The organism is Hymenobacter sp. 5516J-16, assembly GCF_022919335.1.
GTDB classification, from domain to species: Bacteria; Bacteroidota; Bacteroidia; order Cytophagales; family Hymenobacteraceae; genus Hymenobacter; species Hymenobacter sublimis.
Map to the genome: position 1 here is coordinate 1,130,154 of NZ_CP095058.1, position 12,790 is coordinate 1,142,943.

Below are 12,790 nucleotides of genomic sequence, written 5' to 3' on the forward strand. Positions count from 1 at the left end.
GGCCCGCCTCCGGAACGCGTTTTTGTTTGATACACAGCACCGAAGCGCCGGCCTCGCCACCCTGGCGGGGCGGCAAAGATAAGGAGTTTGGGGGAGAGTTGTGAAACGTTTATACTTGATAGATCTTCTATTACCAGAACAAAGAAACTATGTACTTTTTTGCCACTACCAATGATATCCAACCAATAATCCAAGCTATTGAGCAAGATAGGAACCTAGATTATTATGAAGCAGGGCTTTTCGATTCTCAAGTACCAGTTTTATACAACTCGCTTGTATCTACTCCAACATTCGACCAGCCAGCTGCAAAAGCCACCGTGCAATGCAGACGTTATATTGTTCTGTCTTCTCCCTCTTCACTCCAAATCCGAACAGTTCCGCAAAGGATGGGAGGGTTTAAATATGCTGTTGATCAGCTTGCAAATCCTGAATCGTTAGCAATACAACTAGGAGGAATATATCAAGATGGAATTATAGTGTCCAGTTCTATAGGAACAGCCTTGAATTCTAAATTCGCTACTAATCTAATTGCTTCATATCGGCGTAGATTTGGTAAGGAATTTCGAAAGACGGCTAGCGGAATATATATCGGCTCAGAAGCGGAAAAGTTACTAAGACAGGGATGGCGACTAGTAGGTGATGCTAACCAGCCTAAAGAATACGATTTACAAAAAGAGGCGGCTCATATGTGAGCCGCCTCTTTTTGTAAATCGTATTCTTTAGGTAATCTACGCCCTACCTAACTCCCGCAGGTGAGCTACGTGTGAAGCTACAGCGTAGCGCATTTTGGGATACTCGTTGTACTCTACACCGAACTCCGCGCACATCTGGCGGATAATCTTGTTCAGGGCGGGGTAGTGCACGTGGGAGATGTTGGGGAACAGGTGGTGCTCTACCTGGAAGTTGAGGCCGCCTACCAGCCAGCTAATCACCTTGTTATCCGTAGCGAAGTTGGCGGTGGTTTTGATCTGGTGGATGGCCCACTCGTCCTCAATCTTGCGGGTGGTTTCGTGGGGCACTACGAAGCTGGTGTGCTCTACTGTGTGCGCTAGCTGAAACACGATGCTCAGGGTGAAACCCGCTACGGCCATGAATACCAAGAAGCCTACCAGCCAGCTTACCACGCCTACCATATAAATAGGCAGAGCCACAAACAGCCCCAGGTGCAGCACTTTAAAGCCCCAGAACACGCCCTGGTCCGAGGCCGTCATTTTCTTGATGGGCATCTCCCCGATTTTGCCGCGGAAATACTTCTGATAATCCATGTAGAAAATCCAGGCGATGAAGAGCAAGGCGTAGAAAAACCAGAAGTAGAGGTGCTGGAAGCGGTGGAGCTTGCGACGGGGCTGCTCCGGGCTCAGACGCAGCCAGGGCTGGGCGTCGAGGTCGTCGTCCACACCTTCCACGTTGGTGTACATGTGGTGGATGAGGTTGTGCTTGGCGTTCCACATGTAGGAGTTGCCGCCCATTACGTTCAGGGTAAACGCGGCAAACTGGTTCATCCACTTTTTCTTGCTGAAGGAACCGTGGGCCCCGTCGTGCATGACGTTAAAGCCGATGGCCGCCCCAATAAAGCCCAGCAGGGCGCATTCAGCCACGCCTACCCAGGCAGTGGGCGTCCAGAACACAAGATGCAGGTAAACGGCTACAAAAGCGGCCGTTAGCAACACTGCTTTGAAGAACAGGGTTTTACCTCCCGTAGTCGATTTGCCAGCCTCGGCAAAGTAGGCGTTGGTGCGGCGCTTCAGTTCCTGGTGAAAGGAGCGGGAAGCAGCGAATTTGGGTGCTTGCATAAGGGGTGGTCAAGAAGAACGAAGACAAAGATACCGGTTCAGGTTTCCTCTTCGGCGTTTGGGGTAGGAAAGGCGGGATTTTGCACCACCATGATTGGCTCGTTTGCGGGAGGCGGGCTACCCTATTCGCTGGGTATGCAGGGCCGCGCCACCTCTGTAAGCCCAAGCAGATGCGCTTCGTTCATTTCCGCACCAGTTCTGCTTTACCAGCAAGCGGTAAATCCGGCTGTAGCAGGGGTCGTAACGCGGATACGGGTACAAACACCCGAATTTCTCCTTGGGCAAACGACGCTACCTCATAGGGCGAGTATACAAACACGGCCCCGCCGCTGGTCAGGTACACGTTGCGGGTAACGGGTAGCGTGTTCTCAAACAGCACCTCCGAGAGCGGTTGCCCTGGCCTCAGTCCCAAAACTAGGCGCGCGTAACGGCCCAGCAGCTGCTCTAGCTGGGCCTCGGTGCCAGAACGAAAAATGTCGGGGTAGCGGAGAGGGCGGCCGGTGCGGGTATCGTAGCTGCAAACGGTGGTAGCATAGTTACCATGGGCACCGCCGCTGTAATCATACCTGGCATACCCGATGCTAAGTAAAGTACCCTCGTTCCAGAGCACATGGGTGCTGGTCTGCTGCTCGTAGCGGAGGGCAGCCAGCGGGCGGTAGCTGCTGGTATCCGCTTCCAGTTCGGTTAGCATGGGGCCGGCTTCCTGCTGATAGCCTTGGGTGAAGCTGATGAGCTGTTCTTTCCACAGTGCGTGTAGGGTAGGCGCCGGGCGGGTAGTGAGGGAGTCGCCGCGCAGGGCCCGCAGCATGGTGGCTGTTAATGCAGCACGACTACCACCTGCCACGGGTAGCAAGGCATGCAGCCCTACCCTACCGGTGATGGTGTCTTCCGGATGATTGGGACGGGCCGGCACGTTGGCCGTGATGCTGCGCGAAACTAACTGCATACCCAACGGCACATGTATCCGCCGAAGAAGCACCGCTTTGCCGGCGCGGGTACCTATTAAATCGGAGCCCTGAAAGGCAAGCTGCCAGCGCGGCCCCTCCTGATGTGGCGGTATTACTTCCGCACTCATATCCTGCAGGGTAAGACTGTCGGTCCCGGCTGACCGGTTGCCTATAACCTCATACGGGCGTCCATCGGCGGCGGAATAAAAGCCGACAAATCGACTGGGCGAGGCCTCCCCAGGCTTTCGGGTAAGCATTGTAGGTGCAGGGTGATGCTGTCAGAGGAGCCGGGCAGCACGCCTCTATACTGCCGGTACCAGGTGCCCGGCGAATCAGTCGGCTCGGCGCTGCCAGCCGCTACGGGCGACTTGGCGGTAGTGGTGTGCGCAGTGGAAGTATTGGGGTTGGAATTGCAGCCGGTTAGCAGTAACCCGAGGGCGGCGGTGGAAAGTAACAGCCGCGGTAGGGCACGCAGGCGCGGAACAAAGGAGAGGCTCATCGGCCCAAAGAACGCAGAATTCGGGCGGTTCTTACAGGGGTGTGCAACATCTTGGCATCCGTCTATCCTCCACTAAGCCCAAGCGTATGTACAGACATTGTATCCTTTGTACGCTGTTCCTAACACCTTTCACCTTCTTTCCTATGAGCTACATTAAAGCAGGCCAAGACGCCAACGGCGAAGACGTTAAACTGCATTACATTGACCAGGGCCAGGGCAATCCCATCGTGCTGATTCACGGCTGGCCTGCTACCTATGAAATGTGGGAATATCAGCTGGCCGAGCTGCCTAAGCACGGCAACCGGGTAGTAGCCTACACCCGCCGAGGCTTCGGTAACTCCTCCAAAACCTGGGAGGGGAACGATTACGACACGTTTGCCGACGATTTGAATGCGGTGCTGGAAACCCTGAACCTGCAGAACGTAACCTTGGTCGGCTTTTCCATGGGTGGGGGCGAAATAGCCCGCTACATGAGCCGCTACGGCGGGGCCCGGGTAGCGCGCGTAGCCTTTGTTTCGGCCGTAACGCCGTTCCTACTCAAAACCGACGATAACCCCGACGGGGCCGACAAGTCGGTATTTGACGACATGGTGGAGAATATCCGCAAAGACCGGTTCGATTTCCTGCAGAGCTTCGGGAAGAAGTTTTTCGGTGTGGGCGTCATCAAACACCCGGTTAGCCAGGCTACCCTGGATTGGATGCAGTCGATGTGCCAGCTGGCCTCGCCCCGCGCTACGGAGCAGTGCGTGTACGCCTTTGCCGCCACCGACTTCCGCCAGGACCTAGCTTCGCTTAAAGTGCCGACCCTTGTTATCCACGGCAGCAGCGACGAAACCGTGCCGCCGAAAAACAGCGGGGAGCGGATGACCCAATATGTGCCCCACGCCCAATTCGTGGAGTACAGCGGCGCCCCGCACGGCCTGTTCGTAACGGAAAAAGACCGCCTGAACCGCGACTTGCTGGCCTTTGCCAGCGGGGGCACTGTAGGCGGCACATCTGATCAGTACTAGGTGTAATTTCCGACTGGAATTATAAAAAAAGCGCCCCCGGCTATCCGCTAAGGGCGCTTTTTTTATGTGCCTCAAGCCAAGACTTTTATTATCTGAGGCGCTCATACGGCAGTTCTGGGTGCACAACTGAAAAACGTCATGCAAAGCCGAAGACGAAACATCCCGTGTGCTGAGGTATAAGTACTACTCCCAACCTCAGCACGCGAGATGCTTCGCCTCCGGCTCTGCATGACGTTCTTATGTGGCGTGGAAGGTTAGTCAGTAGCACACACCATTCTGGTACCCTCACTAGGCACAAAAAAACCGGTCAGCCGTTGGGCTGCCGGTTTTGTTAGTGAAGGTAGGGGTGCCAGTTTTGGTCGAGGGTACCGGCGCTGAGTTTGAGGAAGCCGGTGAGGGTAGGCTTTTTGGGTTGCTGCCTAATGGTAAGGCCGGCTTCCTGGGGGTGCGGTGGCCCTTGGCGTGGTTGCACCGCGCGCAAGCCGTGAGCAGGTTAGCCCAACTCGAGTCGCCGCCCCTACTTCGGGCAACACGTGGTCCAGGGTCAGGTTTTTCGTGGAGCCGCAGTACTGGCACTCGAAATGGTCCCGCTTCATGACGTTGTGCCGACTCAGGGCAATGCCCTTGTACGGCACCCGCACGTAGCGCTGCAACCGGATGATGCTGGGCTTGGGAAACGCCTTGCTTACCGTGCGCAACACCCCGTTTTCCGACTTGGCAATCAGTTCGGCTTTTTCTAAAAACAGAAGTACAAAGGCCTTCTGTACACTGCACAGCGTAATAGCCGTGTAGTCACCGTTCAACACAAGCACTTTTTGGTCCATACACGCTAAGAAAAAGGAATCTGGTCTGGCAGAAAGCTAGATGATTCTTAGCGTATTAACAATAGCTACCCGGTTTAGTTCGGTAGGCTAATGCGGACAGCAAGCCCGACTATTCGTCGGGTAAAATTCGCTTAATCAGGCGGAGCTTGTGGCTGTACTTCTGCTGGTCGCGGCGGAAGATACCGTTGTGGTCCAAGGGGTCGATGCGTACCTCTCCGCTGGCGTGCAATATCTGTTGGTCTTCTAGCAGCAGGCCCACGTGAATGATGCGGCCTTCGGCGTTATCAAAGAAGGCGAGGTCGCCGGGGCGGGTTTGGGCCACGAAGTGCACCGGCTGCCCCAAATTGATTTGCTGGTGGGCATCACGGGTAGCTGCACCCCAACCAAGCCATACAGCTGCTGCATCAGCCCCGAGCAGTCGATGCCGAACAGGGTTTTACCGCCCACAAGTAGGGTGCTTTCAGAAACGTAAGCGCCATTTTTTGTAGCAACCGGAGGCGCTGGTCGACGGGGCCGTGGGGCCGTGGCCGTTCTGCGGGTTGGTAGCGGCGCCGTTATAAAACAGTTGCCGCTCGCCCAGGCGCAAGGTCATGCCGTCGAAAAAGGGTAGGCGGGCGCCCAGCGTTACTGGAACGCGGGTGGCCTCGTCGCTTACCATCTGCACCACGTCGAGGGTGCGGGGGTGGTCCTGGGCCTGCCAGGCCTGCAGGTACTCCGCCGTTACGGGCAGGTGCTGCTTGCCATCAATCCAGCCCACATATTGGTCGGCGGCCAGCCGAATCTGCCGCCACTGCTCCTGGGCGCGCAAAATGGTATAGCACTCTCCGAAGATAAGCTGGGTGACAATTTCGGCCTTATCGGAAGGTTCGGCTCGTACCGGCACGGCGCTCAGGGCGCAGATTCCGTAATCCAAGACGGTGAACTGGTGAGATGGTGAAATGGTGAGTTGCTGTTCACCATGCGCAGAAGTAGACTACCTACGTGGGTAGTCGGCTGCTAATATACGGACGCGAAGCTCCCGCTTAATCGGCAACCAGCCAAACATCTATCCAAAAACTCACTGAATCACAATTTCACCATCTCACTTAATAATCCCGGGCGCGGTCCATTTCACGCTTCTGGTCCTTGGCTTTAAGGTCGTCGCGCTTGTCGAAAAGCTTTTTGCCTTTGGCCAGAGCAATTTCCAGCTTGGCAAAGCCTCGCTCATTCACGAACATGCGAATGGGAATGATGGTGAGGCCCTGCTCCTGGTTTTTGTTGGCTAACTGCTTCAGCTCGCGCTTGTTGAGCAGGAGCTTGCGGGCGCGGGTGGGCTCGTGGTTGTTGTAGGTACCTTCGGTGTACTTGGCAATGGTGAGGTTGTGCACCCACAGGCTACCGTCGGGGTGGAAAGTGCAGAAGCCGTCCTGAATCTGGACGCTACCCTCCCGGATGCTCTTGATTTCGGTGCCCTGCAGCATGATGCCCGCGTCGTACTTTACCAGGAAAGCATACTCGTGGCTGGCGCGGCGGTTGAGAATATTGACGCGCTTAGGCGTATCGTCTTTTTTGGTTGCCATAAAACTACTGATTAGGCAAGATTACGTTGATTTCACGGAGGAGGCTGGCCGGAGCAAAGAAATCAGGCGTGCTTACCTGTCCTTCCGACGCAGGAGGCATCTGGGTTAAGCCGTTGGGTAGTAAACCCAAACTCCTCGCTCCGCGCGGAATAACAACCCTTTCTCCCGGGCCGGGTTACGCCAGCTTCAGGCGCGGGTCGGAGCTGACGAGCTGGTCGGCAAAGTCGCCGGCCTCATACTGAAACTGGGCCGTCATAGCCACCATGCCGGCGTTATCGGTGCAGTATTGAAAGGCTGGAATGAACACCTGCCAACCCTGAGCCTGGGCTTCATCCTGTAGGGCCTGACGCAGGCCGCTATTCGCGGCTACCCCACCGGCCAGGGCAATCTGGGTCAGGCCTTGGTCGTGGGCGGCGCGGCGTAACTGACGCAGCAGGGTTTGGATGATGGTATGCTGGATGCTCGCGCAGAGGTCGGGTAGGTTTTCCTGGATGAAATTGGGGTTCTGAGCGGTTTCCTTTTTCAGGAAGTAGAGCACCGCCGTTTTCAGCCCGCTAAACGAGAAATCGTACCCGGGCATAGCCCCAACTGGGAACGGAAAGCGGGTAGGGTTTCCTTCGCGGGCCAGCTTGTCCAGGTGCGGGCCGCCGGGGTAGGGCAGCCCAAGCAGCTTGGCCGTTTTGTCGAAAGCCTCACCGGCGGCGTCGTCAATGGTCTGGCCGATGATTTCCATGTCGAGGGCGCTACGCACCACTACCAGCTGGGTGTGGCCGCCGCTTACGGTCAGGCACAGGAAGGGAAACACGGGCCGAGGCGCGTCAATAAAGTGCGCCAGAATGTGGGCCCGCATGTGGTTCACAGCAATCAGCGGCTTGCCCAAAGCCAGGGCCAGAGTTTTGGCAAACATACCGCCTACCAGCAAGGAGCCCAGCAAACCCGGCCCTTGGGTAAAGGCCACCGCATCAAGGTCTTGCTTGCGGATGCCGGCTTTCTGCAGGGCGGCTTCCACCACCGGAATCAGGTGCTGCTGGTGAGCCCGGGAGGCCAGCTCCGGCACTACCCCGCCGTACTGCTCGTGTACTTGCTGGGTAGCTACCACGTTGGAGCGGATTTCGCCGCCGACCAGTACGGCCGCCGACGTATCGTCGCAGGAAGACTCAATGGCGAGAATGACGGGATGCATGGAGGAATTAAAAATGAAGAATGAGGAAGGAAGAATTGGGCTGGCCCTACGTTGTCGTTGGTAGTGGTGAATAGGCGACGACCACAAGGAATTAAGGAGCATAGACAAGCGCCACCTGCATACAAGTGTCCGCCATCTTCAACTCCTCATTCCTAATTCTTAATTCCCTTCAAAGGTCGGGGCAAAACACCACATTGCCGCTTTCCGGCGTTTTACTCTAACCCTGGCCCCGCTGGTAACGTTTTTGCGCGGGGCCAACTTGCCAGGCAACGGTCGGGTGAACCCTGTATCTTTGCTTCGGGCTGCCCTTCGCTTCTCCTGTTTCGCCTGTCCGTGCCTCGTTTTCTGTCCGTAACGCTCAAGGTTCTGTTTGCCCTGCTCCTGCTGGTTCTGCTGGCGGTGGTGGGTGCGCTGGTGGCCTTGCGCGTGCCTAGCGTACAAACCAACCTGGCCAAGCGGGCCGCTAGCATCCTCACCGACAAGCTCGGGCAGCAGGTAATTGTAGGCCGGGTAGATGTGCGCCCGTTCTCGCGGGTGCTGCTGGAAGGCGTGCGGGTGCTGGATAGGCGCGGCAATGAGCTGTTTAACATTGGCCGGGCCGACGCGGACATCCGCCTGTTTACCGTCTTCGACCCCAGCCACTTACACGTGGGCAAGCTCACGCTGGAGGAGCCGCGCTTTAACCTGATTACCTACAAAGACCAGCCCGACTCCACTACCCTTACCCAATTCATTAGCTCCATCAAGCGCCTGCTGGGCCCGCCGGATACCACCAAGGTCAGCAAGCCCTTCGATTTCAAGATTGAGGCCATTGGCCTGCGTAACGGCCGCTTCGTGCTGGAGCGCCAGGATGTACCGCGCATCCCGGAGTACGGCCGCACCATGGACTACGCCCATATGCAGCTGGACAGCATCTACGCCGATGCCGACCAGCTTTGGTTTAAGGGTGACACGATTCACGCCAACATCCGGGGCCTGCGCACCGTGGACACGCCCTCCGGCACCCGCCTGCGCGAGCTGACCTCGAACATGACCTACGCGGGCAAGTTCTGGGAGTTCGACAAGCTGATGTTGCGAGTACAGAACAGCCAACTCCACGACTACATCCGCTTCGAGTACGACCATTTCCTCAACTTCACGGACTTCAACGACTCGGTAAAGGTTATTGCCCGCCTGCAGCCCAGCCGCGTTTATTCCGACGACATTGCCAAGTTCGCGCCCCAGCCCTTCATGCGCGACCTGAAGGAAACTGTGCTGATTTCGGGGCAGGCCAAGGGCTATGTGCGCAACTTCACCACCAAGAACCTCGACATCCAATACGGGCGCAACTCTCGGGTGAAGGGCGACATCAACGTAGAAGGGCTGCCGAATTTCAAGGAGAGCTTCATAGAAATGCGCCTGCAGCCTTCCGTGGTCGATGGCCGTGACATTCGGCGCTACATTCCGGCCTCGGGCTGGCCCTACATGCAGCGTTTGGGGATAGTAAAACTGAAGGGGCAATTCCTGGGTTTCTACAACGACTTCGTGGCCAACGGCTCCTTCCAAACGGCCCTGGGCTCAGTGGTATCCGACGTGAACCTGAAGTTCAAGAACGACCCACGCTTCTCCAGCTACGAGGGCCAAGTGCGCACGACCGGCTTCCAGTTGGGCAAGCTGCTGGGCGACGAAAGCATGGTGCGCGACATTACCATGAACGGCAAGGTAGCCGGCGTAGGCTTTGATGCGCGCACGGCCCGCCTCACGGCCAATGCCACCGTGCAAAGCATCTGGCTGAACGGCTACCGCTACCGCAACATCACCACCAACGGCAAGTTTAGCCGGGAGTCGTTCACGGGCCAGGTGGCCGCCAATGACCCCAGCTTGCAGTTTGACGCCGACGGAACCATTGACCTCAACAAGGCTCGCCAGGCCTTCGACCTGCGGGCCCGGGTGCGCCGCGCCGATTTACGGGCCCTGGGCCTGACCAAGCAAAGCGTGACCATAGCCACTACCGCCGACGTGAAGTTTCAGGGCCTGAAGCTGGACAACCTGCTGGGCTACGCGCGGTTGCGAAATTCGCGCCTAAGCTACGCCGGTCGCACCGTGCCCGTGGATACCCTCGACATCATCAGCCGTTACGGGAATGGGCAGCGGCTGCTTACGGTGCGCTCTGAAGTGCTGAACCTGGATTTGGCCGGCAACTTCACCCCTACCACGGTCATCCGGGATGTAACCACACTGGTAGCGGAGTATAAGCTCAACTTCCGGAGCAACGACGCCGACATTGCCGCCTACTACCGCCGCAAACGCCAGCGTCCCCTCCCCGACTACCAGATTGCCCTGAACCTGTACCTGAAGCGCCCGAACCCGGTGCTGCGCCTGTTCATGCCCCAACTGTCCCTTTCGGATTCAACCCGCATTGATGGGTCCTTCCGCAACGGGCAGACGTCTATTTTCCAGCTCGGGGCCACGTGGACCAGTTCCGCTACGACAGCCTGCAGCTCACGGACAGCGACTTCGAACTCAACACGTCCAAGCTACCCTACCAACCCGAGGTACTGGCCCAGGCCAACATCACCTCCGCTCGGCAGCGGGTGCCGGGGTTGAGCGCTACCGAGAAGTTCTACGTGGAGGGCGTCTGGGACCAGGAACGGATCAACTTTTCTACCTCCCTGGCCCAAACTGGTACCACTAACAAAGCCCAGATCAACGGGGCGCTGGCCTTCCTGGAAGATGCCGTCAAGATTACCTTCCGGCAATCGGGGGTGAATGTGCTGGGCAAGGAATGGACCATTGCGCCGGATAACTCCCTGCTGATTTCAGGGGGCGGCAAGGAGTTCGACTTCCAAAACGTGACCCTGAGCAACGGTAGTCAGAGCATTAGCGCCCAGGGCTTCCTTTCCCAAAACCCCAACAAGCCCCTGGCCCTTACGGTCAAGGATTTTGAGCTGTCGACGCTGAACGGGCTGACGGGCGGGCAGAAGTTTGCAGGTCGGGTAAATGCTCTGGGAACCATCAGCGGCGTGTACGGGCCGCTGGTTATCAATTCCTCGCTCAAGGTTGACTCCCTGCACATGGATAACGTGCTCATCGGCAACGTGCAGGGCCGCGGTGACTGGGACAACGGCGCCAAACGCTTGGCCGTGAACCTGGATGTGGAGCGAGACCAGCAGCGCGCCGTTACGGTAACGGGCACCTACACGCCCAGTGCCGAAACCCAGCAGCTCAACCTGACCGGCGTACTTGATAATGCGCCAATTAAGCTGGCTGAGCCCTTCCTGAACACCTTGTTTCGAGACTTGCAGGGCACGGCTGTAGGTACCCTGCGCCTCACTGGCAAGCTTTCCGCCCCCGTGCTTACCGGCAACCTCGACGTCACGAATGGGCAGCTGACCTTTATCTACCTGGGCACCACCTACACCTTCGCCGACCGGATTCGCTTCCTGGAAGACCGAATTGCCCTGCAGAATATTGCCGTTCGTGACCCCCAGGGCAATACGGGGGTAGTAAACGGCAGCATTTTCCAACGAGGTTTCCAGGACATGCGGCTGGATTTGAATGCTTCGTTCCGCAAGCTGCAGGTGCTCAATACTACCCGCAAGGACAACGAGCTGTATTTCGGGCAGGCTTACGCTACGGGCACGGCCATCGTGCGCGGCCCCGCCGACAACCTGTTCATAAACGTGACGGCCCGCTCGGAAGCGGGTACCCGAGTTTCCCTACCCTTTGATAACGCCGCCAAGGCCGAGCAAGCCAAGTACATCAAGTTCGTGAACCGCAACCTGTCCGACACAGCCCGTACGGCCCGGGTGGAGGTAGCCAGCACCACGGATATTTCCGGTATCCGGCTGAACATGAACTTGGACATCACGCCTGATGCCTACGTGGAGCTGCTGCTCGATGAAAGCACCGGTGACATTATCCGGGGTACGGCTACTGGGCAGCTGCGCCTGAACATTGATACCCGCGGCGACTTCAATATGTACGGGCAGGTAGAGATTGTGCGCGGGGCTTACAACTTCACCCTGCAAGGGCTGGTGAACAAGGAATTTGTGGTGCGTCCCGGTGGTACCATTGTCTGGAACGGCGACCCGCTGGCCGGCGAAATGAACGTGACGGCCACCTACACCCAGCGTACTTCCCTGGCCCCTATTGTATTTAATACGGGCTCCACGGGCACCAACACGGTAGTGGTACCCGTAACGGCCGTAATGAACCTGACCGGGCCACTGCTGCAACCCATTATCCGGCTGAACCTGGAGTTTAACGACATTCCTTCCTCCTTAGAAGGCGACCTAGCTCCCTTCCTCTCCGCCATCCGCAACGATGAGCAGGAGCTTAACCGCCAAGTATTCAGCCTAGTAGTATTCCGGCAGCTGACGCCGGTGGGCTCGTTGGCCGTTACTCGGCTGGAAGGCGGCAACAATGCCTTGGGCAATAGTCTGGGCCAGATTATTTCCACCCAACTCGGCCTGCTCACCTCCCAGATTGACCCCAACCTAGAAATCAGCTTTAACCTGAACGGTCTGACGGCCGAGGACTTGCAAGCCTTGCAGCTGCGCCTGAGCTACTCCTTTCTGAACGGCCGCCTGCGCATCACCCGCGAGGGCAGCCTGGGCGGCAACGTGGGCAATGGCGTGGCTGGGGGCGGCACGCAGCCCATTGCCAACGCCCAAAGCTCCCTACTTGGCGACCTGAGCCTGGAATACTACCTGCGCCCCGACGGAAAATTCCGGGCCAAGCTGCGCTACGAAACAACCCCGCGCGACTTAACCGGCCTCAGCCAAGCTAATCAGGCCCGCGCTGGCGTCTCGCTGCTACACACCGAGCAATTCGACTCGTTCCGGGAGCTGGTGGCCCGCAAGCGCCTGCGCCGCCGCGACCAGAACGCCCGCAAAGCCCGCGAATTACAAATCGACGACGACCCCCGCACGGCTATGTAGAGGTGAAATTATGAAGGGTGAAGTTGTGAAATACACAAGGCACTCTTCACACA

General features: G+C 57.6%; 11 protein-coding genes and 1 pseudogene. 4 read left to right on the forward strand and 8 right to left on the reverse strand.

The features are described from left to right. Positions 1 to 149 precede the first annotated feature (149 nt). Positions 150 to 692: a hypothetical protein gene (locus tag MUN84_RS05550; protein WP_244696992.1), complete on the forward strand. Its 543-nt coding sequence runs from the start codon at positions 150 to 152 to the stop codon at positions 690 to 692. Between the two features lie 36 nt (positions 693 to 728). On the opposite strand, the gene MUN84_RS05555 is transcribed toward MUN84_RS05550, so the two are convergent. From MUN84_RS05555 to MUN84_RS05565, 3 genes are all read right to left on the reverse strand, one after another. Further along, entirely contained in the window at positions 729 to 1,793 is a 1,065-nt protein-coding gene (locus MUN84_RS05555) for a fatty acid desaturase family protein (protein ID WP_244696993.1), read from the reverse strand. A gap of 181 nt (positions 1,794 to 1,974) precedes the next feature. Beyond that, complete coding sequence (locus tag MUN84_RS05560; RefSeq protein ID WP_244696994.1) at positions 1,975 to 2,739, reverse strand: DUF3298 and DUF4163 domain-containing protein; 765 nt, start codon at positions 2,737 to 2,739, stop codon at positions 1,975 to 1,977. 170 nt (positions 2,740 to 2,909) lie between these two features. Next, positions 2,910 to 3,239, reverse strand: coding sequence for a hypothetical protein (locus MUN84_RS05565; protein WP_244696995.1), 330 nt, complete (start codon positions 3,237 to 3,239; stop codon positions 2,910 to 2,912). Positions 3,240 to 3,382: 143 nt separating this feature from the next. On the opposite strand from MUN84_RS05565, the gene MUN84_RS05570 reads away from it, so the two are divergent. Then, positions 3,383 to 4,249 (forward strand): alpha/beta fold hydrolase, encoded by an 867-nt coding sequence (locus MUN84_RS05570; RefSeq protein WP_244696996.1) that lies wholly within the window; start codon positions 3,383 to 3,385, stop codon positions 4,247 to 4,249. Positions 4,250 to 4,580: 331 nt separating this feature from the next. Here the strand turns inward: MUN84_RS05570 and MUN84_RS05575 are convergent. From MUN84_RS05575 to tsaD, 5 genes and pseudogenes are all read right to left on the reverse strand, one after another. Further along, positions 4,581 to 5,073 (reverse strand): annotated as a pseudogene (locus MUN84_RS05575) (HNH endonuclease). Between the two features lie 109 nt (positions 5,074 to 5,182). Further along, positions 5,183 to 5,491, reverse strand: a complete 309-nt coding sequence (locus tag MUN84_RS05580) for a C40 family peptidase (RefSeq protein ID WP_262920699.1) — start codon at positions 5,489 to 5,491, stop codon at positions 5,183 to 5,185. A gap of 42 nt (positions 5,492 to 5,533) precedes the next feature. Continuing rightward, positions 5,534 to 5,986, reverse strand: coding sequence for an SH3 domain-containing protein (locus tag MUN84_RS05585; RefSeq protein ID WP_244696998.1), 453 nt, complete (start codon positions 5,984 to 5,986; stop codon positions 5,534 to 5,536). 172 nt (positions 5,987 to 6,158) lie between these two features. Then, positions 6,159 to 6,632 (reverse strand): SsrA-binding protein SmpB, encoded by a 474-nt coding sequence (gene smpB, locus MUN84_RS05590; RefSeq protein ID WP_244696999.1) that lies wholly within the window; start codon positions 6,630 to 6,632, stop codon positions 6,159 to 6,161. A 175-nt stretch (positions 6,633 to 6,807) separates the two neighbouring features. Further along, entirely contained in the window at positions 6,808 to 7,815 is a 1,008-nt protein-coding gene (gene tsaD / locus MUN84_RS05595) for a tRNA (adenosine(37)-N6)-threonylcarbamoyltransferase complex transferase subunit TsaD (protein ID WP_244697000.1), read from the reverse strand. Positions 7,816 to 8,148: 333 nt separating this feature from the next. On the opposite strand from tsaD, the gene MUN84_RS05600 reads away from it, so the two are divergent. Further along, the gene (locus MUN84_RS05600; RefSeq protein ID WP_244697001.1) at positions 8,149 to 10,401 is read left to right on the forward strand and encodes a hypothetical protein; all 2,253 of its coding nucleotides are present in this window, start codon (positions 8,149 to 8,151) and stop codon (positions 10,399 to 10,401) included. Between the two features lie 467 nt (positions 10,402 to 10,868). Beyond that, positions 10,869 to 12,737 (forward strand): translocation/assembly module TamB domain-containing protein, encoded by a 1,869-nt coding sequence (locus tag MUN84_RS05605; RefSeq protein WP_244698674.1) that lies wholly within the window; start codon positions 10,869 to 10,871, stop codon positions 12,735 to 12,737. Positions 12,738 to 12,790: the final 53 nt, after the last annotated feature.